Origin of the sequence: Nocardioides houyundeii (genome assembly GCF_002865585.1) — a bacterium.
In the GTDB taxonomy this organism is placed as follows: Bacteria; Actinomycetota; Actinomycetes; order Propionibacteriales; family Nocardioidaceae; genus Nocardioides; species Nocardioides houyundeii.
Genome location: NZ_CP025581.1, coordinates 3418892 through 3440918, shown reverse-complemented (window position 1 = coordinate 3440918; position 22027 = coordinate 3418892). Strand labels below are relative to the sequence as shown.

The following is a 22027-nucleotide window of genomic DNA, read 5'->3' as shown; positions in this document are numbered from 1 at the left end:
CTCACGACGTGGCCACCTTGCGGCGCAGGGCGACGACCAGCTCGTCGTGGGTGGGCTCGGTCAGGTGGGCACTGATCGCGCCGTCGTGGATGACCACCACGTCGTCGGCGTACGCCGCGGCGTCCAGCTCGTGGGTCACCATCACCACGGTCATCCCGAGCTCGCGCACCGAGCGCCGCAGGTGGCCCAGCACCTCGGCGCTGGCCTCGCTGTCCAGGTTGCCGGTGGGCTCGTCGGCGAAGACGATGGCGGGCTGGGTGACCAGCGCGCGGGCGATCGCCACCCGCTGCTGCTGGCCGCCGGAGAGCTGGCTGGGCAGGTGGCCGAGGCGGTCGGCGAGGCCGAGGACGGCGACCACCGAGTCGTAGCGCTCCCGGTCGACCGGGCGGCCGGCCAGCTCCAGCGGCAGCAGGATGTTCTGCCCCGCGGTGAGCATCGGCAGCAGGTTGAAGGCCTGGAAGACGAAGCCGATGTGCTCGCGCCGGAACAGCGTCAGGGCGGTGTCGTCCATCCCCGCGAGGTCCCGTCCGGCCACCGAGATGCTGCCGCTGGTCGCGGCGTCCAGCCCGGCCAGGCAGTGCATCAGCGTGGACTTGCCGGAGCCCGAGGGCCCCATGATGGCGGTGAAGCGGCCGGCGGGGACGTCGAGGTCGACGCCGCGCAGCGCGTGCACCACGTTGTCGTCGTGGCCGTAGGTCTTGGTCAGGCCGCGAGCGCTGGCGGCGACGTCGGTCCGGGTGGTCCCGGCGAGGTCAGGAGTGGTGGTCATGGTGACAACCCTGGCGATGCCGGGCCCGGTTTCCGTCCGCCCGCAGCACCCACCCGTCGTACGACGTGGGGTGGAGCCGGGCGCTCGACGTACGACCTGGGGAGGACGGCCCGCACTGGTCCGGCTCGTTAGTCTCGGCTCCATGTTGAGCCGTTCAGATCTCGTCATGGCCCTCGGCGCCGGAGCCGCCACCCTGGTGGACCCCCGGCGTCTCTCCCCGCGGACGCGCCGTGGCTACCGACTCGGTCTCACCGCGCTGAGCGCCGCCGGGGCCTACCAGATCGCCGCGCAGCCGCAGAAGGACGAGGACGGCGGTGAGGTGCCGCTGCCCCCCGTCGCCCGGGGAGCGATCGCCGCCGGGGTGGCCGCGACGGTCTACGGCAGCGTCCGGTTGGGCGAACGGCTGGACGCCGCCTCCTTCCACTGGCTGACGCGGCACGGGGTGAAGCACCCCCGCGTCGTGCTGGCGGTCGGCGGTGCCGTGCTCACCCTCGCGATGAACGCCCTGGAGAAGCGGCAGGAGAAGAGCGACGCCGTCACGCGCTGACCAGCCCCGTCTCGTAGGCCAGCACCACCAGCTGGACCCGGTCCCGGGAGCCGGTCTTGGCCAGGATCCGGCCGACGTGGGTCTTCACGGTCGTCTCGGCGACCACCAGGTCCGCGGCGATCTCGGGGTTGGTGCGACCGCGGGCGACCAGGGTGAGCACCTCGCGCTCGCGCTCGGTGAGCACCGAGAGCCGGCCGTCCGTGGGTGCTGCCCCGGGGGCAGGGAGGGCTGCGAAGTGGTCCAGCAGGCGCCGGGTGGTGCTGGGGGCGACCACCGAGTCGCCGGCGTGCACGGACCGGATGGCGCCGAGCAGGTCCGGTGGGGTGGCGTCCTTGAGGAGGAAGGCCGAGGCGCCGGCCCGGATCGCCTCGAACGCGTACTCGTCGAGGTCGAAGGTGGTCAGCACGATGACCCGGGGCGGCGTGCTGGTGGCCTGGAGCCGCCGCGTCGCCTCGACGCCGTCCATCCGCGGCATCCGGACGTCCATCAGCACCACGTCGGCGGCGGTCACCGCGAGCTGCTGCAGCGCCTCGCCGCCGTCACCGGCGTCCCCGACCACCACCATGTCGTCCTGGGACTCCACCAGCATCCGGAACCCGGCGCGGACCATCTGCTGGTCGTCGACCAGGAAGACCCGGATCGGGGTCGCGGCTGGTTGCTCGTCGGTCACCGGGGGATCCTCGCAGAGACGACGTACCCGCCACCGGGCGCCGGCCCCGCCCGCACCGTGCCGCCGTGCACCGCGGCCCGCTCCCGCATGCCGACCAGTCCGTGACCGCGACCGTCGTCGACGGCCGTCGCGCCCCGGCCGTCGTCGGCCACCTCGATCTCGACCTCCGCCCCGACCCGGACCGCCAGCCGGACGCCGGCCTGGGGTCCGGCGTGCTTGCGCACGTTGGTCAGCGCCTCCTGCACGATCCGGTACGCCGCCAGCCCGACGCCCTCGGGGACCACGGCCCCAGGGTCCGGCAGCTCGGCGGCCACCTCGGTCCCCGCCGCCCTCGCCTCCGCCACCAGGTGCGGCAGGTCGGCCAGCGTCGGCTGCGGGCGTACGCCGGTGTCGCCGGTGCGCAGCAGGCCCAGCATGCGACGCATCTCCTGCAGCGCCTCTCGCCCGGTGGCACCGATGGTCTCCAGCGTGCGTACGGCGATGTCGGCGTCCTTGACCGCGGCGTAGCGGGCGCCGTCGGCCTGCACCACGATCACCGACAGGCCGTGGGCGACCACGTCGTGCATCTCGCGGGCGATCCGGGCCCGCTCGTCCTGGGCAGCGAGCTCGACCTCGCGCTGGGCGATCCGCTCGGCCTGCTCGGCCCGGTCCACCAGGGTGCCGATGTGTGCCTCCCGGACCCGGCCCATCGTGCCCAGGGCCCAGGAGGTGACCACGATGGCGCTGATGCTGCCGAAGTTGGGCACCAGCTGGGACCAGGTGAGCCCGAACGCGTTCGACCAGTCGACGGTGGCCACCGCGGCGGCGAGGATGCCCACGCCGAGCGCCACCCCGGCGCGGACGCCGGTGCCGAAGCGGGCCACCGAGTAGACGGCGACGGGAAACGCCAGCTGTCCCCAGATGGGGGAGTCGAGCAGCAGCACCTGGGCGGCCGAGGCCACCGCGACCGCCGCGAAGACGGCCGTGGGATGCCCGCGCCGCCAGAGCAGCGGGAGGATCTGGGCGCTGGCCAGGATCGTCCACCAGGGGTCGGCCCCGGAGAGGAGGATGGCGAGCACCGGGAGCATCAGGCCGGCGACCAGGAGCAGGTCGAACCGCCGGCGCCAACGCGGCCCCAGCTGCCACGGCACCGACGCCTGGGCTGCAACGCGGGGACCGGTCATGGCCGACAAGGTAGTCCGCGCCGAGCCGGCAGACGTCCGACCAGGGGAGGATCTGCGCCGGAGTAGGGTCCCCCCATGACGAAATGGGAGTACTTCACGGCACCGATCCTCAACCACGCCGCCAAGCAGATCCTGGACAACTTCGGTCACGACGGGTGGGAGCTGATCCAGCTGATGCCCGGACAGACCCCCGACAACTACGTCGGCTTCTTCAAGCGGCCGCTGGCGGGCTGATGCACCCCGAGGAGAGGCTCGCCGAGCTCGGGCTGAGCGTGCCGGAGGTCGCCGCTCCGGTGGCGGCCTACGTGCCCGCGGTGCGCTCGGGGAACCACGTGTTCACCTCCGGCCAGCTGCCGATGCGCGGCGGCGAGCTGATGCTGACCGGCAAGGTCGGTGGCGAGGTGTCCCTGGAGGAGGCGGTGGAGTGCGCGCGTCAGTGCGCCCTCAACGCCCTCGCCGCGGTGAAGGCCCAGATCGACGACCTCGCCGCGATCCGACGGGTGGTCAAGGTGGTGTGCTTCGTGGCGAGCACCCCCGACTTCACCGGCCAGCCTCAGGTCGCCAACGGGGTCTCGGAGCTGCTCGGCGAGATCTTCGGCGAGGCCGGGGCGCACGCCCGCTCGGCCGTCGGAGTGAGCGTGCTGCCGCTGGACGCCCCCGTCGAGGTCGAGCTCGTCGTGGAGGTGTGAGTGTGCAACGGCTGCCACTGCCCCACCACCTGATCGAGGCCGCCCGCGCGTTCGCCGACGGTCACGCCGAGCCGGCCGAGCCGCGGGACGCGGCCACCGTAGTGCTGATGCGTCCCGGAGCGGGCGAGCCCGACCTCTACCTCCTGCGCCGGCAGACGTCGATGGCCTTCGCCGGCGGCATGTGCGTCTTCCCCGGCGGCGGGGTCGACCCCCGCGACGACGACCCCGCGGTGGCCTGGGCCGGGCCGTCGCCCACCGAGTGGGCCGAGCGCCTGGGCACCGACGAGGACAAGGCCCGCGCCCTGGTCTGCGCCGCGGTGCGCGAGACCTTCGAGGAGTCCGGGGTGCTGCTGGCCGGCCCGTCCGCGTCCACCGTGGTCGAGGACACCTCGGGCGACGACTGGGAGGCCGACCGGGTCGCCCTGGAGTCGCGGGAGCTGCACTTCAGCGACTTCCTGGTGCGCCGGGGCCTGGTGCTGCGCACCGACCTGCTGGGCGCGTGGTCGGGTTGGCTGACGCCGATCTTCGAGCCGCGCCGCTACCGGACCTGGTTCTTCGTGGCCGCCATGCCCCAGGGGCAGGTCACCCGGCACGTGGGCACCGAGGCCTCCTCGGTGCGCTGGGTGCCCGCCGCCGAGGCGGTACGCCGGGTGGAGGCGCAGGAGATCGGGATGCTGCCGCCGACCTGGCTCACCTGCCTGGAGATCTCCGGCTTCGAGCACCCCGACTCGGTGCTGGCAGCAGCCGCGGACCGCAGGGTGGAGATGTTCATGCCCGAGGTGGTCGAGGACGCCGACGGGCACCTGCTGTCCACGCCTCCGGCGTACGTCGAGCTGCTGCGGGAGCGCGAGGGGTCGTGACCACCTGGCGGGGCGGGACCTTCGGGGACCGGGCGCGGTGCGTGCTCGCGCCCAACGCGAACCTGATGACGCTGGACGGCACCAACACCTGGGTGCTCCGCGAGCCCGGCGCGCGACGCTCCGTGGTGGTGGACCCCGGTCCGTCGATCCTGAGCCACCTCGACTCCGTCGCCGCGCACGCCGAGGAGGTCGCGGTGGTGCTGCTCACCCACCACCACCTCGACCACTCCGAGGCGGCGGCGGAGTTCGCGCAGCGGATGGGCTGCGGGGTGCGCGCCCTGGATCCCGCCCACCAGCTCGGGGGCGAGGGGCTCGGCGACGGCGACGTGGTGGAGGTCGACGGCCTGGAGGTGCACGTGGTGGCGACCCCTGGCCACACCGCCGACTCGCTCTCCTTCCTGCTGCCGGCCGAGCAGGCGATCCTCACCGGCGACACCGTGCTGGGTCGCGGCACCACCGTGGTCGCCCATCCCGACGGTCAGCTCGGCGCCTACCTGGACTCCCTGGACCGGCTGCACGCGCTGGCCGAGGCCCGGGAGGCGCAGACCGTCTGGCCCGGTCACGGCCCGGTGATCGAGGACGCGCTGGGCGCTCTGGACTTCTACATCGCCCACCGGCGCGAGCGGCTGGCCCAGGTCGAGCAGGCGGTGCTGGACCTGTCCGACCAGCCCACCCTCGCGGCCGCCCTGACCGAGCTGGACCTCGCGCCGGGCAGCGGAGCCACGCTCACCCCGCACACCGTCGTGGAGCGCGTCTACGCCGACGTCGACCCGGTGCTGTGGGGTGCCGCGGAGCTCTCGGTCCGGGCCCAGCTGGCGCACCTCGCCGGGGCGCGCCGGGTCCTGGGATGATCGCGTGGTGAACTCTCGGATCACCGACCCCTTGCTGCTGTCCCGCGTGATGAGCGCGGCGGACGCGGTGCAGCACATCCAGCCGGGCGACAACGTCGGGATGAGCGGCTTCACCGGCGCCGGCTACCCCAAGGAGGTGCCGACCGCGCTGGGCCAGCGGGTGGTGGCGGCGCACCAGCGTGGCGAGGAGTTCCAGATCGGGCTGTGGACCGGGGCCTCGACCGCACCCGATGCCGACGGCGTGCTCGCCGAGGCGCGCGCCATCTCCAGCCGGATGCCCTACAACTCCGACCCCACGCTGCGGGCCCTGATCAACGCCGGTGAGGTCGACTACGTCGACGCGCACCTGAGCCACTCCGCCCCGCACATGTGGTTCGGCTTCTACGGCCGCCTCAACGTCGCCGTGGTGGAGGTGACCGCCGTGCTGCCGGGCGGGATGCTGGTGCCCAGCAGCTCCGTCGGCAACAACAAGACCTGGCTCGACCAGGCCGACAAGGTGATCCTCGAGGTCAACCACTGGCAGCCCCGGGAGTTCGAGGGCTTCCACGACGTCTACTACAAGACCGCGCTGCCGCCCCACCGGGTGCCGATCCCGCTGGACGACCCCACCGACCGCATCGGCGAGCCCTACCTGAGGGTGGACCCCGCCAAGGTGGTCGCCGTCGTGGAGACCCGGGCGCCGGACCGCAACAGCGACTTCACCGCCCCCGACGCGGTCTCCGAGGCCATCGCCGGGCACGTGCTGGACTTCCTGCGCCACGAGGTCGCGGCCGGGCGGATGCCCCCGGAGCTGCTCCCCATCCAGTCCGGGGTCGGCAACGTCGCCAACGCGGTGCTCGCGGGGCTCGGGAGCAGCGAGTTCACCGATCTGGTGGCCTTCACCGAGGTGATCCAGGACGGCATGCTCGACCTGCTCGACAGCGGCACCCTGCGCTTCGCCTCCGCCACCTCCTTCGGCCTCTCCAGCGCCGGGGTGAAGCGGTTCATGGACGGCATCGACGGCTACAAGGGCCGGATCCTGCTGCGCAGCGAGGAGATCTCCAACCACCCCGAGCTGGTGCGCCGGCTCGGCGTGATCGCGATGAACGGGATGATCGAGGCCGACATCTACGGCCACGTGAACTCCACCCACGTGATGGGCTCGGCGGTGATGAACGGGATCGGCGGCAGCGGCGACTTCGCCCGCAACGCCTACCTGAACTTCTTCGTCTCACCCTCGACGGCCAAGAACGGCGCCATCTCCTCGATCGTGCCGATGGCCAGTCACGTCGACCACACCGAGCACGACGTGCACGTGCTCGTGACCGAGCGGGGGCTCGCCGACCTGCGCGGGCTCTCGCCGCACGACCGGGCGCGCAGGGTGATCGCCAGCTGCGCGCACCCGTCGTACGCCGACCGGCTGACCGACTACCTGGACCGGGCGATCGCCGCGCGGCCCACCGCGCGCCACACCCCGCACCTGCTGGGCGAGGCGCTCAGCTGGCACCAGAGGTACCTGGACACCGGGCGCATGTGAGCCACGCGCCGAGAGTGGCGTCAGCGGGCGCGGCGCCCCAGGCGGTCGACGTCCATAATCACCACGGAGCGGGGCTCCAGGCGGATCCAGCCGCGCGAGGCGAAGTCGGCCAGCGCCTTGTTGACGGTCTCCCGCGAGGCGCCGACCAGCTGGGCGAGCTCCTCCTGGGTGAGGTCGTGGTGCACGTGCACCCCGTCGTCGGCGGTGCGGCCGAAGCGCTCGGCCAGGTCGAGCAGGGCCTTGGCCACGCGCCCGGGGACGTCGGAGAAGACCAGGTCGGAGACCACGTCGTTGGACTTGCGCAGCCGGGCGGCCAGCTGCGAGAGCAGGCTGCGGGCCACCATCGGGCGGCCCTCCAGCCAGAGCAGCAGGTCGTCGTGGGAGAGCGAGGCGAACCCCGCGTCGGTGACCGCGGTGACGGTGGCCGAGCGCGGGCCCGGGTCGAAGAGGGAGAGCTCGCCGAACATCTGTCCGGGTCCCATCACCGCGAGCAGGTTCTCCCGGCCGTCGGCGGCCGAGCGGCCGAGCTTCACCTTGCCGTCGGTCACGATGTAGAGCCGGTCGCCGGAGTCGCCCTCGTGGAAGAGGACCTCGCCGCGTCGCAGCTTCGTCTCGGCCATCGAGTTGCGCAGGGCGGCGGCGGCCTCGTCGTCGAGTGCGCTGAAGAGCGGTGCCTGCCGAAGCACGTCGGTGTCCACATGTCCTCCAGTCGTCGCAAAGCCCCCGAGACAGACGGGAACACTCTGATCTTAACCAGTGGCTTTGCTCACAATGACATTTCGGGGTCAAACAAGGCAGTTCGGCGCCTTCCGCACCCTGCACCCTGGGCGGAGCGGTGGGTGCTCCACCGTAGGCTGGCCCGGTGCCTGTAGCCCCCCGTCCCAGCCGCGTGGTCGTCCCCGCGCCGCCCGACACCTCGCTGGTGCGCCGTGCCCGCAAGATCAACCGGGTGCTCGCCGAGACCTATCCCGACGCGCGCTGCGAGCTGGACTTCGACGACCCGTTCCAGCTGCTCGTGGTCACCGTCCTCAGCGCCCAGACCACCGACCGGCGGGTCAACGCGGTGCGCCCGAGGCTGTTCGCGGCGTACCCGGACCCCGCGGCGATGGCCGCGGCACCGCGGGAGAGCCTGGAGCAGATCGTCGGACCGCTGGGGTTCTTCCGGGCCAAGACCGAGTCGCTGCTCAAGCTGAGCGCCGCGCTGGTCGAGCGGTACGACGGCCAGGTGCCGGGCCGGCTGGAGGACCTGGTGACCCTGCCCGGGGTGGGGCGCAAGACGGCCAACGTGGTGCTCGGCAACGCCTTCGGCGTCCCCGGGATCACCGTCGACACGCACTTCGGCCGGCTGGTGCGCCGCTTCGGCTGGACCGAGGAGACCGATCCGGTCAAGGTCGAGCACGAGATCGGCGCGCTGTTCCCCAAGAAGGACTGGACGATGCTCAGCCACCACGTCATCTGGCACGGGCGTAGGCGCTGCCACGCCAAGAAGCCGGCTTGCGGCGCGTGCCCGGTCGCGCAGTGGTGCCCGTCGTACGGCGCGGGGCCCACCGACCCCGTGGTCGCGGCCGCGCTGGTCAAGACCCAGGGTCCGGCATGAGGCGGGCGCTGGTGGTGCTGCTGCTGGCCGCGGTGGTGCTCACCGGATGTCGCGGGGGTGACTCGGACGCCAAGCCAGGGGCGGTCGCGCTGCCCGCGCCGCTGCCCTCGGTGGAGCTGGCCTCGTTCACCGGCGGGGAGCCGGTCGACCTGGCCACGCTCCGCGGGCCCATGGTGGTCAATCTCTGGGCATCGTGGTGCGGCCCGTGCCGCCAGGAGATGCCGGTGCTGGAGAAGTTCGCCGCCGCCTACGACGGTCGGGTCGAGGTGGTCGGGGTGGACTACCAGGACCCCCAGGTCGACGAGGCGCGCACGCTGGTGCGTCAGACCGGGGTGACCTACGCGCTGCTGAGCGACCCCGACGGCGAGCTGGACCGGCTCGGCCCCTTCCCGCACCTGCGGGGACTGCCCTTCCTGGCCTTCGTTGACGCCGACGGCCAGGTCGTCGCCTGGGAGTTCGCCGTCATCGAGGACGTCGCCGAGCTCGAGGCCCTGGTGCACAAGCACCTGGGGGTCTGAGTGAGCGAGCTCCCCGAGTGGCTGCAGCCGGTGGCCGAAGGGGCCCGGACGATCACCGCCGACCACCTCACCCGCTTCGTCCCTCCGCCGGACGCCCAGACCCGCAAGGGTGCGGTGCTGATGCTCTTCGCGGAGTCCTCGACCGGTGACCCCGAGCTGCTGCTCACCGAGCGCGCGCACCACATGCGCTCCCACCCCGGCCAGGTCTCCTTCCCCGGCGGCCACATCGATCCCGGGGAGAGCGTGCTCCAGGCGGCGCTGCGCGAGGCGTGGGAGGAGATCGGGCTGGTCTCCGACGAGATCGAGGTCTTCGGAGAGCTCCCCGAGCTGTGGCTGCCGCCGACCAACATGGCGGTCACCCCGGTGCTGGGCTACTGGCAGCGCCGCGGCGAGGTGCGTGCCAGTCCCGCCGAGGTGCACGCCATCCACCACGTCGCGCTCGCCGAGCTGCTGGACCCGGCCAACCGGATCACGGTGCGGCACCCCTCGGGATGGCTGGGCCCGGGCTTCCTGATCGGCGAGGACCACGACCTGATCCTGTGGGGCTTCACCGCCGGCATCATCTCCCGGCTCTTCGACTACCTCGGCTGGGGCACGGAGCGGGAACCGGGCGAGGTGCGCGATCTGCCCGCCCACATGCTGCAGGGTGAGCACACGCGCGCGGACCTCGCGCCCAACACCAAGCTGCGGGAGTAGACATCCGGTGAACCTGCTCGACTGGGCGCTCGTGGCCGTCGCCGGGATCTACGCCCTGTCCGGCTACTGGCAGGGCTTCGTGACCGGTGCCTTCGCGACCGCTGGGCTGCTGATCGGCGGGCTGGTCGGGGTCTGGCTGGCGCCCACCGCGCTCGGGGACGCCGAGCCGTCCCTGCTGGTCTCGCTGGGGGCCCTGTTCATCGTCATCGTCTCCGCCTCGCTGGGCCAGGCGCTCCTGCAGTACGTCGGCGCCCGGATCCGGGACCACATCACCTGGCAGCCGGCCCGCGCGGTGGACGCCCTCGGCGGCGCGGCGCTCAGCGCGGTCGCGGTGCTGCTGGTCGCCTGGGCGCTCGGGGTGGCCATCTCGGGGTCCCGGATCAACGGCATCACCTCGCTGGTGCGCAGCTCGGCGGTGCTGGCGGCGGTGGACGAGCGCCTGCCGGGACGCGCCGACCAGGTGCTGCAGGCGTTCAACAACGTCGTCGGCTCGACCTTCTTCCCGCGCTACCTCGAGCCCTTCGCCCCCGAGCGGATCGTGGAGGTCGACCCCGGGGACGAGCGGATGCTCACCGACCCCGACGTGACGGCGGCGCAGACCAGCGTCCTGAAGATCACCGGCTCCAACGACTGCGGCCGCGGCGTCGAGGGCACGGGTTTCCTGTTCGCCCCCGACCGGGTCATGACGAACGCCCACGTGGTCGCGGGGATGGACGAGCCAGAGGTGCAGCTCGCGGACGGGGCGGTCCCGGCCAAGGTGGTGCTCTACGACCCCGACCTGGACGTGGCGGTGCTGTCCCTGGACGCCGGGGGGCTGCCCTCGCTCGGCTTCGACGAGGACGCGCAGCCCAAGGAGGCCGTCGCGGTGCTCGGCTATCCGCTGGACGGGCCCTACGACGTACAGTCCGGGCGCATCCGCGCCGAGCAGCGGCTCCGCTCGCCCGACATCTACGGCCAGGGCACGGTGATCCGCGAGGTGTTCTCGCTGCGCGCGCTGGTCCGCCCGGGCAACTCCGGCGGGCCGGTGGTCTCCTCCGAGGGCCGCGTGGTGGGCCTGGTCTTCGCCGCCTCGGTCACCGACGAGGAGACCGGCTACGCGCTGACCGCCGAGCAGGTGGCCGAGAGCGCGGCTGTGGGGCAGCGGGTCAGCCGCGCGGTGGACACCGGCGACTGCGCCGGCTGAGCGCGCGCAGCCCCGTCCCCGTGCCCCGGCGCCTGCGGCGCTGGGGTCAGCCCCGCTTGAGCAGGTGCGAGGTCTCCTGCGCCTGGTGGATGGCCCGCTGCGGGGCGCGCACCTGACGGACCTTGCGGTAGCCGATGAACCCGAGCAGCGCGGCGACCAGGAGGTACGCCAGCATCACGATCAGGAACGCCCAGTGCAGGTCGAGACCGCTGCCGTTCCAGTGGATCAGGTAGGCGATGCCCACCGAGCCCATGATCACGGCGAGCAGTGCCATGAATCCCGCGCCGGCGAACAGTCCCAGACCGGTGCCCCCGGCCTTCACGCTGACCTTCAGCTCGGACTTGGCGAGCTGGATCTCCTTGTGGATCAGCGTGGAGATGTCACGCGTCGCATCGGTGACCAGTCGGCCGATGGTCGGATCTGTGTCCTTGACCGGTTCGGTTGCCATGCAGCGACCCTACACAAGTGGCGCCCGGTACGTCGCGGGGCCGTTGCTAGGGTGATACCTGGTGTGCCGGGAAGTCTGGTCGGCTCGTCGCTGGACCAGCGACGGTGTTCGAGATGCGCCTGCGCCGACGATGAGCGCAGGGCGACTCCGATGAAGGGCCTCCCCTTGACTGCGAAGAATCCCCAAGACCCCGGCGCAGCTCGTCGCGCCCGGACTGCGTTGGACAGGCTGTGGACCACCGGGCCCACCTACCTGGTCAGTGACCGAGCGCTGGCGCGCCTGGTCGCGCGACCGGTGCGGGAGTTCCTGCGCATCGAGGCTGCCGGCTCGCTGCTGCTGCTGCTGGCCACCGCCGCCGCGCTGATCTGGGCGAACTCGGCGTGGTCGGGGTCCTACGACTCGTTCTGGCACACCGAGATCAGTCTCGACCTGGGCGTGGTCGAGCTCTCCGAGAGCCTCCAGCACTGGGTGAACGACGCCCTGATGGTGATCTTCTTCTTCGTCGTCGGCCTGGAGATCAAGTACGAGCTGGTCAAGGGCGACCTGCGGGACCCCAAGACGGCGGCGCTGCCCATCGTGGCCGCCTTCGGCGGCATGGTCGTGCCCGCCGGCATCTACTTCCTGATCGCCGGTGGGGGAGAGGGTGCCTCGGGCTGGGGGATCCCGATGGCCACCGACATCGCCTTCGCGGTCGGGGTGCTGGGTCTGCTCGGGCGGCGCATCCCCTCGGCGGCCCGGCTGTTCCTGCTGACCCTGGCGATCGTGGACGACATCGGCGCCATCGTCGTGATCGCGGTCTTCTACACCGACGACCTGTCTCTGTGGTGGCTGGCAGCCGCCTTCGGCCTGCTGGCGCTGATCGTGGTGATGCGGGTGCTGAAGATCTGGACCATGTGGGCCTACATCGTGGTCGGGGTGCTGCTCTGGTTCGCTTTGCTCCAGTCCGGCGTGCACGCCACGCTCGCCGGCGTCGCCATCGGCCTGCTGACCCCCGCCGTGGCGCTGCTCAAGGAGGACGTGGCGCGCTCCTACGCCTCTCAGGCGCTCACCGATCGCCAGCTGGACCCGGACGAGATCGAGAAGCTGCGCTTCCTGATCAACGAGTCCGTGCCGGTGGTGGAGCGGCTGCAGACCCGGCTGCACCCGCTCTCGGCCTACCTGGTGCTCCCGGTCTTCGCGCTCGCCAACGCCGGGGTCCACCTCGGTGGCGGGGTGCTGGGCGAGGCGCTCGAATCGAGCATCGCACTGGGGATCGCCGCGGGCCTGGTGATCGGCAAGCCAGTGGGCATCCTGCTGGCCTGCTTCATCGCCATCAGGCTGGGGCTGGGCCGGCTGCCCGAGGGCACCACGTGGGCGATGATCGGCGGGCTGGGCGCCGTGGCGGGCATCGGCTTCACCGTCAGCCTGTTCATCGCCGGCCTGTCGTTCCCGGGTGCCGAGCTGCTGACCGAGGAGGCCAAGGTCGGCATCCTCGGTGCCTCGGTCATCGCGGCGGCCCTGGGAGTCGTCGTACTGCTGGTGAGCGCCAAGGCCCCTGCCGGGGACCAGGACTCCGACTCCGACCCGGACTCGGGCACCAAGCCCGAGCCCGAGCCCGTCGAACGCAGGTAACGCGGGCTCAGGCGTCGTCGCCGGCGGAGCCGGACTCCTTCTGCTTGATCATGTCCATCACCGTGGAGTCGGCGAGGGTGGTGACGTCGCCGACCTCGCGGTTCTCGGCCACGTCCTTGAGCAGGCGCCGCATGATCTTGCCCGAGCGGGTCTTCGGCAGCTCCGGCACGATCATGATCTGCCGGGGCTTGGCGATGGCGCCGATCTCGTGGGCCACGTGGTTGCGCAGCTCGGCCACGATGTCCTCGCCACCGTCGCCGGCGGCGTCGCGCAGGATCACGAAGGCGCAGACCGCCTGGCCGGTGGTGTCGTCGGCCGCGCCGACCACCGCCGCCTCGGCGACCTTGGGGTGGGAGACCAGCGCCGACTCGATCTCGGTGGTGGACAGGCGGTGGCCGGACACGTTCATCACGTCGTCCACCCGCCCGAGCAGCCAGATGTCGCCGTCCTCGTCCTTCTTCGCGCCGTCACCGGCGAAGTACAGCCCCTCCCAGCGCGACCAGTAGGTGTCCTTGAACCGCTGGTCGTCGCCCCAGATGGTGCGCAGCATCGCCGGCCACGGCTCCTTGATCACCAGGTAGCCGCCCGAGCCGTTGGGCACCGAGCGCGCCTCGTCGTCCACCACGTCGGCGGAGATGCCGGGCAGGGCCTTCATCGCCGAGCCCGGCTTGCCGGCGGTCACCCCGGGCAGCGGCGAGATCATGATCTGGCCGGTCTCGGTCTGCCACCAGGTGTCGACGATCGGTGCGCTGCTCGCGCCGATGTGCTCCCGGTACCACATGTAGGCCTCGGGGTTGATCGACTCACCGACCGACCCGAGCAGCCGGATCGAGGAGAGGTCGAACTTCGCGGGGATGTCGTCGCCCTGCTTCATGAAGGTCCGGATCGCGGTGGGCGCGGTGTAGAAGATCGTCACGCCGTACTTCTCGATGATCTCCCACCAGCGACCCTTGTGCGGGGAGTCGGGCGTGCCCTCGTACATCACCTGGGTGGCACCGTTGGCGAGCGGTCCGTAGACCAGGTAGGAGTGGCCCGTCACCCAGCCCACGTCCGCGGTGCACCAGTAGACGTCGGTGTCGGGCTTGAGGTCGAAGACCGACCAGTGGGTGTACGACGTACCGGTCAGGTAGCCGCCGGTGGTGTGCAGGATGCCCTTGGGCTTGCCGGTGGTGCCGGAGGTGTACATCACGTAGAGCGGGTGCTCGGCGTCGTGCATCTCGGCGGTGTGCTCGCTGGAGGCGCTGTCCACGGCCTCGTGCCACCAGACGTCGCGGTCGGGGTCCCAGGCCACGTCCTGGCCGGTACGCCGCACCACCAGCACCTTCTCCACGGTCTGCCCGTTGTGGGCGGCCTTCTCGCAGGCCTCGTCGACGGCCGGCTTGAGGGCGGACGCCGAGCCACGCCGGTAGCCGCCGTCGGCGGTGATGATCACCTTCGCCTCGCAGTCGGTGACCCGGGAGGCCAGCGCGTCGGCGGAGAAGCCGCCGAAGACCACGGTGTGCGGGGCCCCGAGCCGAGCACAGGCCAGCATCGCGACCACCGTCTCGGGGATCATCGGCATGTAGATCGCCACCCGGTCGCCCTTCCGGACGCCCAGGTCGGTCAGCGCGTTGGCCGCCCGGCAGACCTCCTCGGCCAGGTCGGCGTACGTCAGGTCCCGGGTGTCGTCCGCGGGCTCGCCGACCCAGTGGATGGCCACCTTGTCGCCGTTGCCCGCCGCCACGTGCCGGTCCACGCAGTTGACGGCCGCGTTGAGCGTGCCGCCGGTGAACCACTTCGCGAACGGCGGGTTGCTCCAGTCGAGCACCTGGTCCCAGCGCTGACCCCACTCGAGCCGGTCGGCCGCCTCGGCCCAGAAGCCCTCGCGGTCGGCGTCGGCCCGCGCATAGGCCTCGGCGGTGACGTTGGCGTGCTCGGCCAGGTCGGCGGGCGGGGCGAACGTCCGGGTCTCGTGCAACAGGTTGGACAGTGTTTCGTCGGCCATGGAAGAAGGCTCCTGGGGTTGTCGAGTGTGACGTAAATCTACTGCCTCGGTGGCGTCCGCCCCGCCGGTACGCCGCTCAGTGCTGCACCGCCCCCTCCGCGCCGGCCCCGGTCAGGGCCCGGACCTCCAGCTCGGTGTAGCGCTCGGCGGCGTCAGGCTCCTTGGACGTGATCGACCCGATGAAGCCGAGCAGGAAGCCGATCGGGATGGAGACGATGCCCGGGTTCTGCAGCGGGAACCAGGCGAAGTCGGCGTCGGGGAACAACGCCGTCTCGCTGCCGGAGAAGACCGGGGAGAAGATGACGAGCCCCACCGCGGAGACCAGTCCGCCGTAGATGCTCCACACCGCGCCCCGGGTGTTGAAGCCGCGCCAGAACATGTTGAACAGGATCGCCGGCAGGTTCGCCGAGGCGGCCACCGCGAAGGCCAGGGCGACCAGGAAGGCGATGTTGAGGGACTGGGCCGGGATGGCCAGCAGGATGGCGACCAGTCCGATGACCCCGGCTGCGATCCGGGAGACCTTCATCTCCTCCGCCTCCGTGGCCTGGCCCTTCTTGACCACCGGGTTCCACACGTCGTGGGCCACCGACATCGACGACGTCAGCGTCAGCCCGGCGACCACCGCGAGGATGGTGGCGAAGGCGACCGCCGCGATGAGCGCCAGCAGGATCGCGCCGCCGGTGGAGTCGACCCCGCCGCCGACCACCTCGGCGAGCTTGGGCGCGGCCAGGTTGCCGGCCGCGTCGAGGTCCCCGGGGTTGATCAGCGCCGCGGCACCGAAGCCCAGCACCAGTGTGAACAGGTAGAAGGTGCCGATCAGGCCGATCGCCCAGAGCACCGACTTGCGGGCGTCCCGAGAGGTCGGGACGGTGTAGAACCGGATCAGGATGTGCGGCAGGCCCGCGGTGCCGAAGACCAGGGCGATGGCCAGGGAGATGAAGTCCAGTTTGCTGGTCAGGTCGGCGCCGTAGCGCAGCCCCGGCTCCAGGAAGGCCTGGCCCGCGCCGCTGTTGCTGGAGGCCGCCCCGAGCAGCTCGGAGAGGTTGAAGTCGAACTTGGCCAGCACCAGCACCACGATCAGCGCCGAGCCGGCCATCAGCATCACGGCCTTGATGATCTGGACCCAGGTGGTGCCCTTCATCCCGCCGACGGTGACGTAGAAGATCATCAGCGCCCCGACCGCGAAGATGGTGACGTTCTTGACCGTGCCGGACTCCACGTCGAGCAGCAGCGCGACCAGGGCGCCGGCGCCCACCATCTGGGCCAGCAGGTAGAAGATCGACACCGCCACCGTGCTGATCGCGGCCGCGGTGCGGACCGGGCGCTGCCGCATCCGGTAGGCGAGCTGGTCGGCCATCGTGTAGCGGCCGGAGTTGCGCAGCACCTCGGCGACCAGCAGCAGGGCCACCAGCCAGGCCACCAGGAAGCCGATGGAGTAGAGGAAGCCGTCGTAGCCGTAGAGCGCGATAGCACCCGAGATGCCCAGGAACGAGGCGGCCGACATGTAGTCGCCGCCGATGGCGAGGCCGTTCTGGAAGCCGGAGAACCCGCGGCCGCCGGCGTAGTAGTCGGCCGCCCCGCGGGTCTGGCGGCTGGCCCAGAAGGTGATGGCCACGGTGAGCGCGACGACGGCGAGGAAGAGGCCGGCGGTGAGGATCTGGTTGCCGTCCATGTCAGCGGTCCTTCCGGCCGGTGCGGTCGGCGTCGTACTCGTCGTTGAGCAGCTTGGCCAGCGGGTCCAGGTGTTTGTTGGAGTACTGGCTGTAGAGGTAGGCGATGCCGAACGTGGTCACGAACTGCAGCAGTCCGAACACCAGGGCCACGTTGATCCGACCGAACAGCACGTGGTTCATGAAGCCGGGGGCGAACATCGACATCACGACGTACAGGCCGTACCAGCCGAGGAAGACGGCCGTGGCGGGGATGATGAAGCGTCGGTACTGGCGGCGGAGCAGGGCGAACTCCGGCTTCGCGGCGAGGTGGTCGTAGATCGGATCGTGCCTGGCGGCCTGGTCGTGCGGCGTCTGGGTCACGGCGGGTCCCTCTTCTCGGCAGGTCGGTCGAGACCAAAGTGGCGCAGGTCACACCCGGCGGGCGAGAGGGTGCCCCGGGTACGTCGCCCAGCGGGGCCCGCGACTCGTCCAGCGGTCGTCCTGGCGCGACGAACGGTCAGCCGCGGTCCAGCGGGAGCGCCTCCGGGGTGTGCAGCCGCACCATGAAGCGGCGCGCGTCCACCGGTGCCCGGGCCCGCGTGGCCCGGCTGACCAGCACCATGGTGAGGAAGGCCGCCGGCACGCTCCACGCCGCCGGCTGTCCCAGCAGTACGGCGGTCCACCCGGTGGTCGCGGAGGTGAACAGCGTCCACGCCACGGCGAACCCCGAGCCCACGCCGCCGACGACCAGCCCGGCGATCGCCCCGGGCGCGGTCAGGCCGTGCCACCAGATCCCCAGCACCAGCAGCGGGCAGAAGGTGGAGGCCGCCACCGCGAACGCCAGTCCCACCACCCGGGCGATCCCGACGTCCATCGAGGTCAGGGCCAGCGCCCCCGGCAGCACCACCGCGAGCGCCGCGCCCACCCGGAAGGCCGCCACTCCGGCCAGCCGCCTGGCGCCGAAGCGCCGCCCGGTCAGGTCCTGGGCCAGCACCCCGGCCACCGCGATGGTCAGGCCCGAGGCGGTGGACAGGAAGGCGGCGAACGCGCCGGCGGTCAGCAGGCCGGTGAGCACCTCGCCCCCACCCCCGGGACCATCACCCGGGGCAGCGCCAGCACCAGGGAGTCGGCCTGGTCGCTCGCGGCCAGGTCCGCGGCGTACACCCGGCCCAGGGCGCCGTAGACCGGCGGCAGCAGGTAGAAGGCGCCGAGCAGCGCCAGCACCACCAGCGTGGTGCGCCGCGCCGCCCGGCCGTCGGGGTTGGTGTAGAAGCGGACCACCACGTGCGGCAGGCCCATCGTGCCCAGGAAGGTGGCCACGATCAGCGAGTAGGTGACGTACAGGCCCTGCCCTCCGCCCTCGCCCAGCGGGATGGACCAGCCGCCTGCGCCGTGCGGGGAGCTGGCGTCGGCGGGGTTGGCGGCGCCGTCACCGAGCCAGACCACCAGCAGCACCGCCGCGGGCACCAGCATGGCGAACAGCTTGAGCCAGTACTGGAAGGCCTGGACGAAGGTGATGGAGCGCATGCCGCCGGAGGTGACGTTGGCCAGCACCACCAGGGTCACCACCACGGTGCCGACCCAGGCGGGGGCGCCGATGGCGGTGCGCAGGGTGAGGCCCGCGCCCTGGAACTGGGGCAGCAGGTAGAGCCAGCCGATGGCCACCACCAGCACCGAGCACACCGCCCGCACCCCGCGCGAGCGGAGCCGGGCCTCGGCGAAGTCGGGCAGCGTGTAGGCCCCCGAACGACGCAGCGGCGCCGCCACCAGCACCAGCAGCACCAGGTAGCCCGCGGTCCAGCCCACCGGGTACCAGAGCATGTCGGCGCCGAAGGTGAGCACCAGGCCGGCCACCCCGAGGAAGGACGCCGCGGAGAGGTACTCGCCGCCGATCGCCGAGGCGTTGAGCCGCGGTCGCACGGTGCGCGAGGCCACCATGAAGTCGCTGGTGGTGCGGGAGATGCGCAGCCCCCAGGTGCCGATCGCCAGGGTCGCGGCCACCACCAGCACCACCCCGACCACCCCGGCCAGGGAGTCGGTCACGGCTCCTCGCCCTCGGGCAGCGCCTCGGCGAGCAGCTCGGAGAAGGCGCGCTCGTTGGCCTCCGCACGGCGTACGAACACCCAGCCCAGGCCCCCGAACAGCGGGTAGACCACGAACCCGAGCAGCAGCCAGGGCACGGGCATGCCCAGCACCCGCAGGTCCGAGAGACCGGGGAACAGGTGGAAGACCAGGGGCCAGGAGCAGACGGTGAGCACCAGCGTGGCGAGCACCCAGCCCGCGAGCCGCCGCTGCTCGGCCAGCAGGCTGCCCATCAGGATCGCCCCGACGCGGGTGCCGGCGTCGATGTCGCCGGTGCCCGGGCGCAGGGCCCGCCCGTGCCGCCGCGGCGGTCCGGTCACCCGGACCCGCTGCGGCTCGGGCTGCTCCATGGACGCCGAGTGTGGGTCAGGACGTACGGCGGGTCAACAGGTCCCGCAGCTCCCGGGTGTGGCGGCGGCTCACCGCGAGGTCGCGGCCGGCGACCACCACCGTGCACCGGCCCCCCTCCATCCGGACCTGGTCGATGTGGGCCACCGAGACCAGCAGGGACCGGTGGATCCGCACGAACCCGGCTCCGGCCCACTCGGCCTCCAGGGTGGACAGCGGGGTGCGGACCAGGTGCGACCCGGCGGCGGTGTGCAGCCGGGCGTAGTCGCCCTGGGCCTCCACGTGGCTGATGTCGGCGCGGCTGATGAACCGGGTCACCCCGGCCCGCTCCACCGGGATCTGCTCCCGCGCCGCCGCCGCGGCGGAGCCGCCGCCCTCGACCACCCGGCGTACCGCCTCGGCCAGGCGCTCCTCGCGCACCGGCTTGAGCACGTAGTCGACCGCCCGCAGCTCGAAGGCCTCCACGGCGTGCTGCTCGTGCGCGGTGACGAAGACGACGGGGGGAGGGATCTTGAACCGGGCCAGCACCTGCGCCATCTCCAGCCCGGTCAGGCCCGGCATGGAGACGTCGAGGAAGACCGCGTCCACCTCGTGCTCCCGCAGCAGCCGCAGGGCCTCGGTGGCCGAGTCGCAGGTCAGCACCTCGCCCACCCGGGCGTCGCGGGCCAGCAGCCAGGAGAGCTCGTCGAGGGCGGGCCGCTCGTCGTCGACGACGAGCACCCTCAGCCCGGTGGCGGTCTGGCTCATGGGTGCACTCCCGGGGCGAACTTGGGCACGCGCACGATCACCTTCGTGCCGGCGCCCGGTGCGGTCTCGACCACGAGACCGTAGCCGTCCCCGAACGCGTTGCGCAGCCGTGCGTCGACGTTCCCGAGACCGACCGAGTCCCCGGAGTCGTCGCCCGCCAGCGCCCGCCGCACCCGCTCCGGGTCCTCCCCGACCCCGTTGTCCTCGACCTCGATCAGGCACTCCTGGTCCAGGTCGCGGGCCACGATCCGCAGGTGGCCCACCCCCTCGACGGCCTCCAGCCCGTGGCGTACGGCGTTCTCCACCAGGGGCTGCACGCACAGGAAGGGCACCGTCACCGCGAGCACCTCCGGCGCCACCTGCAGGGTGACCCGCAGCCGGTCGCCGAACCGGGCCTGCTCCAGCATCAGGTAGCGCTCGATGGAGCGCAGCTCCTCGGCCAGCGTGGTGAACTCGCCGTGGCTGCGGAAGGAGTAGCGGGTGAAGTCGGCGAACTCCAGCAGCAGCTCGCGGGCCCGGTCGGGGTCGGTGCGCACGAAGCTGGCGATGGCGCCCAGGGAGTTGTAGATGAAGTGCGGGCTGATCTGGGCCCGCAGCGCCCGCACCTCGGCCTCCATCGCGCGGGTGCGCTGGGCGTCGAGCTCGGCGAGCTCGAGCTGGCCGCTGACCCAGCGGGCGACCTCGTGGGTGGCCAGCACCAGCCCCGCGGCCGGTTGCGGGGCGAAGGCGAGCAGCATCCCGACGGTGCGCTCCTCCACCACCAGGGGGGTGGCGATCGCGTGCCGCACCGGGCAGCCCGGGTCGATGCAGGGCAGGTCGGCGGCCTCGGTGGCGCGAGTGGTGTCGTGCTCGAGGGCGGAGGCGACCAGGTCGGGAACCTGGGGGACGTGGTGGCTGCCGACACCGTCCCAGGCCAGGACCCCGGCGGTGTCGGTCAGCGCCACCGCCGGGACGCCCAGCAGGGCCCGCAGGTGCTTGACGGACCGCTGGGCGCTGGCGGTGGTCAGCCCCTCCCGCAGCGCCGGGGAGGCCAGGGACGCGGTGTGCAGGGTGTGGAAGGTCGCCCGGTCCGCCTCCGTGCCGAGGTGGGTACGCCGCCAGGGACGCCAGGACGCCATGGCCGCACGCTACTCACGTCTCCGGCGCTCGTCCGGGACGTCGCGCCCGGCGGCTAGCGGAAGTCGATCAGCAGCATGTCGGTGTCCGTGCCGTCGGACAGGAAGCTGCCGGCGACGGCGGCGTCCTCGGGCTCCGGCAGCTCGCCCAGCGCTCCGCCGTCGGCGAAGAGGCCGGGCTGGTGGACCACCTGGGTGCGGTGGCCGCGCACCACGTACGGCAGCTGCATGCCGTCCATGCCGCGGCCGAACTCGTCGTAGAAGGCGACGACCTCGGCGAGCGCCTGGTCCAGCTCGTCCTCGTCGCGGCCGCCCAGGTGGGACCGGGCCAGGTCCACCACGGTCTCGCGGTTGACGTCCTGCCAGGACTTGAAGGAGCTCTCCTCCACGAAGCTGAACAGCGTGGAGTGCACCAGCACCTCGTGGGTGGAGCCGGGCTCGTCGACCGCGCGCCGCGCGGTGGTGCCCAGCAGCCGGCCCAGCCGGCGTACCCAGGGGATGCGCTCGTCCCGCTCGTGGTGGACCACCGCGAGGTGTCCGCCGGGCTTGAGCACCCGGGCGATCTCCGGCAGCGCCCGCTCGTGGTCCAGCGACTCGAAGGTGTCCACGCAGACGACCACGTCGACCGAGCGGTCCGCAGCGGGGAGGTCCCCGCCGGACCAGGTGCTGGCGCGGACTCCGGGGAGGGTGTCGCGCAGCACCTCCAGCATCGCCTCGTCGGGGTCGCAGGCGTGCACGTCGTGACCGGCGGCCAGCAGCACCCGGGTCAGCTTGCCGGTGCCGGCGCCGAGCTCCAGGACGGTGCGGGCCTCGCCGGCCGCCAGCCAGTCCGCTGCGGCTCTTGGGAACTCGGGACGGCCCCGCTCGTGCGCCCGGGCCAGGACGCGGGTGCCGACGCGCGCCCCGACGCCTGCCCCGACGACGGGGGAGTGGTCCGGCGATCGGGTCGGGTCCGGGGGCTGCTCGTCGGTCATCGGTCCG

At 72.3% G+C, this 22027-nt stretch carries 25 protein-coding genes; 11 read left to right on the top strand and 14 right to left on the bottom strand.

Features of this window, described 5'->3' with window-relative positions; translation table 11 throughout:
- Nucleotide 1: 1 nt before the first annotated feature.
- Nucleotides 2–769: an ABC transporter ATP-binding protein gene (locus tag C0R66_RS16525; RefSeq protein WP_101525621.1), complete on the bottom strand. Its 768-nt coding sequence runs from the start codon at nt 767–769 to the stop codon at nt 2–4.
- Between the two features lie 142 nt (nt 770–911).
- Here C0R66_RS16525 and C0R66_RS16520 point away from each other — a divergent pair, with 142 nt between their 5' ends.
- Nucleotides 912–1316 (top strand): hypothetical protein, encoded by a 405-nt coding sequence (locus C0R66_RS16520; RefSeq protein WP_158648087.1) that lies wholly within the window; start codon nt 912–914, stop codon nt 1314–1316.
- Here the strand turns inward: C0R66_RS16520 and C0R66_RS16515 are convergent.
- Together C0R66_RS16515 and C0R66_RS16510 are read right to left on the bottom strand one after the other, a co-directional pair.
- Nucleotides 1306–1986, bottom strand: coding sequence for a response regulator (locus C0R66_RS16515; RefSeq protein ID WP_277869134.1), 681 nt, complete (start codon nt 1984–1986; stop codon nt 1306–1308). The genes C0R66_RS16520 and C0R66_RS16515 overlap by 11 nt on opposite strands.
- Entirely contained in the window at nt 1983–3149 is a 1167-nt protein-coding gene (locus C0R66_RS16510; protein ID WP_158648086.1) for a sensor histidine kinase, read from the bottom strand. The genes C0R66_RS16515 and C0R66_RS16510 overlap by 4 nt, the downstream gene beginning before the upstream one ends.
- Nucleotides 3150–3224: 75 nt before the next feature.
- Between C0R66_RS16510 and C0R66_RS19105 the strand changes: the two genes are divergently transcribed.
- From C0R66_RS19105 to C0R66_RS16490, 5 genes are read left to right on the top strand one after another with little or no spacing between them, the layout of a single operon-like run.
- A complete protein-coding gene (locus C0R66_RS19105; protein WP_199286720.1) occupies nt 3225–3383 on the top strand; it encodes a Sp36 family protein in 159 nt (52 codons plus the stop codon).
- A complete protein-coding gene (locus C0R66_RS16505) occupies nt 3380–3838 on the top strand; it encodes a RidA family protein (RefSeq protein ID WP_101526331.1) in 459 nt (152 codons plus the stop codon). The genes C0R66_RS19105 and C0R66_RS16505 overlap by 4 nt, the downstream gene beginning before the upstream one ends.
- Before the next feature lie 2 nt (nt 3839–3840).
- On the top strand, nt 3841–4698 hold the full coding sequence (locus C0R66_RS16500; protein WP_338418202.1) for an NUDIX hydrolase: 858 nt from the start codon (nt 3841–3843) through the stop codon (nt 4696–4698).
- Nucleotides 4695–5549 carry an MBL fold metallo-hydrolase gene (locus tag C0R66_RS16495; RefSeq protein WP_241901491.1) on the top strand — a complete coding sequence of 285 codons (855 nt, stop codon included), beginning with the start codon at nt 4695–4697 and terminating at the stop codon, nt 5547–5549. Before C0R66_RS16500 ends, C0R66_RS16495 begins: the two co-directional genes overlap by 4 nt.
- Nucleotides 5550–5556: 7 nt before the next feature.
- Nucleotides 5557–7065, top strand: coding sequence for an acetyl-CoA hydrolase/transferase family protein (locus C0R66_RS16490; protein WP_199286719.1), 1509 nt, complete (start codon nt 5557–5559; stop codon nt 7063–7065).
- 20 nt (nt 7066–7085) lie between these two features.
- Here C0R66_RS16490 and C0R66_RS16485 read toward each other — a convergent pair whose 3' ends face one another.
- Nucleotides 7086–7763, bottom strand: a complete 678-nt coding sequence (locus tag C0R66_RS16485) for a Crp/Fnr family transcriptional regulator (protein WP_101525618.1) — start codon at nt 7761–7763, stop codon at nt 7086–7088.
- Between the two features lie 164 nt (nt 7764–7927).
- Between C0R66_RS16485 and nth the strand changes: the two genes are divergently transcribed.
- Genes nth through C0R66_RS16465 form a run of 4 tightly spaced genes read left to right on the top strand, consistent with a single transcriptional unit; the run spans nt 7928 to nt 11059 of the window.
- On the top strand, nt 7928–8662 hold the full coding sequence (gene nth, locus C0R66_RS16480; RefSeq protein ID WP_240311824.1) for an endonuclease III: 735 nt from the start codon (nt 7928–7930) through the stop codon (nt 8660–8662).
- The gene (locus C0R66_RS16475) at nt 8659–9180 is read left to right on the top strand and encodes a TlpA family protein disulfide reductase (RefSeq protein WP_101525617.1); all 522 of its coding nucleotides are present in this window, start codon (nt 8659–8661) and stop codon (nt 9178–9180) included. The genes nth and C0R66_RS16475 overlap by 4 nt, the downstream gene beginning before the upstream one ends.
- Complete coding sequence (locus C0R66_RS16470; RefSeq protein WP_101525616.1) at nt 9181–9876, top strand: NUDIX hydrolase; 696 nt, start codon at nt 9181–9183, stop codon at nt 9874–9876.
- Nucleotides 9877–9883: 7 nt separating this feature from the next.
- Nucleotides 9884–11059 carry a MarP family serine protease gene (locus C0R66_RS16465; protein ID WP_101525615.1) on the top strand — a complete coding sequence of 392 codons (1176 nt, stop codon included), beginning with the start codon at nt 9884–9886 and terminating at the stop codon, nt 11057–11059.
- A 46-nt stretch (nt 11060–11105) separates the two neighbouring features.
- Here C0R66_RS16465 and C0R66_RS16460 read toward each other — a convergent pair whose 3' ends face one another.
- The gene (locus tag C0R66_RS16460; RefSeq protein WP_101525614.1) at nt 11106–11507 is read right to left on the bottom strand and encodes a phage holin family protein; all 402 of its coding nucleotides are present in this window, start codon (nt 11505–11507) and stop codon (nt 11106–11108) included.
- Nucleotides 11508–11672: 165 nt separating this feature from the next.
- Between C0R66_RS16460 and nhaA the strand changes: the two genes are divergently transcribed.
- On the top strand, nt 11673–13118 hold the full coding sequence (gene nhaA, locus C0R66_RS16455; protein ID WP_158648084.1) for a Na+/H+ antiporter NhaA: 1446 nt from the start codon (nt 11673–11675) through the stop codon (nt 13116–13118).
- Between the two features lie 7 nt (nt 13119–13125).
- Here the strand turns inward: nhaA and acs are convergent, their stop codons facing one another.
- From acs to C0R66_RS16415, 9 genes are all read right to left on the bottom strand, one after another.
- Nucleotides 13126–15102 (bottom strand): acetate--CoA ligase, encoded by a 1977-nt coding sequence (acs, locus tag C0R66_RS16450; RefSeq protein WP_101525612.1) that lies wholly within the window; start codon nt 15100–15102, stop codon nt 13126–13128.
- Between the two features lie 76 nt (nt 15103–15178).
- A complete protein-coding gene (locus C0R66_RS16445; RefSeq protein WP_101525611.1) occupies nt 15179–16774 on the bottom strand; it encodes a solute symporter family protein in 1596 nt (531 codons plus the stop codon).
- A 1-nt stretch (nt 16775) separates the two neighbouring features.
- Complete coding sequence (locus tag C0R66_RS16440) at nt 16776–17135, bottom strand: DUF485 domain-containing protein (RefSeq protein ID WP_101525610.1); 360 nt, start codon at nt 17133–17135, stop codon at nt 16776–16778.
- Nucleotides 17136–17271: 136 nt separating this feature from the next.
- Complete coding sequence (locus C0R66_RS20015; RefSeq protein ID WP_277869133.1) at nt 17272–17829, bottom strand: sodium:solute symporter family transporter; 558 nt, start codon at nt 17827–17829, stop codon at nt 17272–17274.
- Entirely contained in the window at nt 17811–18797 is a 987-nt protein-coding gene (locus C0R66_RS20010; RefSeq protein ID WP_277869132.1) for a sodium/solute symporter, read from the bottom strand. The genes C0R66_RS20015 and C0R66_RS20010 overlap by 19 nt, the downstream gene beginning before the upstream one ends.
- Complete coding sequence (locus tag C0R66_RS16430) at nt 18794–19186, bottom strand: DUF485 domain-containing protein (protein ID WP_101525609.1); 393 nt, start codon at nt 19184–19186, stop codon at nt 18794–18796. Before C0R66_RS16430 ends, C0R66_RS20010 begins: the two co-directional genes overlap by 4 nt.
- Nucleotides 19187–19202: 16 nt before the next feature.
- The gene (locus C0R66_RS16425) at nt 19203–19931 is read right to left on the bottom strand and encodes a LytR/AlgR family response regulator transcription factor (protein WP_101525608.1); all 729 of its coding nucleotides are present in this window, start codon (nt 19929–19931) and stop codon (nt 19203–19205) included.
- Nucleotides 19928–21049 (bottom strand): sensor histidine kinase, encoded by a 1122-nt coding sequence (locus C0R66_RS16420; protein WP_101525607.1) that lies wholly within the window; start codon nt 21047–21049, stop codon nt 19928–19930. The genes C0R66_RS16425 and C0R66_RS16420 overlap by 4 nt, the downstream gene beginning before the upstream one ends.
- A 53-nt stretch (nt 21050–21102) precedes the next feature.
- The gene (locus tag C0R66_RS16415) at nt 21103–22020 is read right to left on the bottom strand and encodes a class I SAM-dependent methyltransferase (protein WP_101525606.1); all 918 of its coding nucleotides are present in this window, start codon (nt 22018–22020) and stop codon (nt 21103–21105) included.
- Nucleotides 22021–22027 lie beyond the last annotated feature (7 nt).

Bases quoted from the DNA above. Each gene is read 5' to 3' on its own strand.
- C0R66_RS16510 (WP_158648086.1), bottom strand. From the start codon at position 3,149: ATGACCGGTCCCCGCGTTGCAGCCCAGGCGTCGGTGCCGTGGCAGCTG.
- C0R66_RS16430 (WP_101525609.1), bottom strand. From the start codon at position 19,186: ATGGAGCAGCCCGAGCCGCAGCGGGTCCGGGTGACCGGACCGCCGCGG.
- C0R66_RS16425 (WP_101525608.1), bottom strand. From the start codon at position 19,931: ATGAGCCAGACCGCCACCGGGCTGAGGGTGCTCGTCGTCGACGACGAG.
- C0R66_RS16525 (WP_101525621.1), bottom strand. From the start codon at position 769: ATGACCACCACTCCTGACCTCGCCGGGACCACCCGGACCGACGTCGCC.
- C0R66_RS19105 (WP_199286720.1), top strand. From the start codon at position 3,225: ATGACGAAATGGGAGTACTTCACGGCACCGATCCTCAACCACGCCGCC.
- C0R66_RS16520 (WP_158648087.1), top strand. From the start codon at position 912: ATGTTGAGCCGTTCAGATCTCGTCATGGCCCTCGGCGCCGGAGCCGCC.
- C0R66_RS16420 (WP_101525607.1), bottom strand. From the start codon at position 21,049: ATGGCGTCCTGGCGTCCCTGGCGGCGTACCCACCTCGGCACGGAGGCG.
- C0R66_RS16475 (WP_101525617.1), top strand. From the start codon at position 8,659: ATGAGGCGGGCGCTGGTGGTGCTGCTGCTGGCCGCGGTGGTGCTCACC.
- acs (WP_101525612.1), bottom strand. From the start codon at position 15,102: ATGGCCGACGAAACACTGTCCAACCTGTTGCACGAGACCCGGACGTTC.
- C0R66_RS16445 (WP_101525611.1), bottom strand. From the start codon at position 16,774: ATGGACGGCAACCAGATCCTCACCGCCGGCCTCTTCCTCGCCGTCGTC.
- C0R66_RS16415 (WP_101525606.1), bottom strand. From the start codon at position 22,020: ATGACCGACGAGCAGCCCCCGGACCCGACCCGATCGCCGGACCACTCC.
- C0R66_RS16460 (WP_101525614.1), bottom strand. From the start codon at position 11,507: ATGGCAACCGAACCGGTCAAGGACACAGATCCGACCATCGGCCGACTG.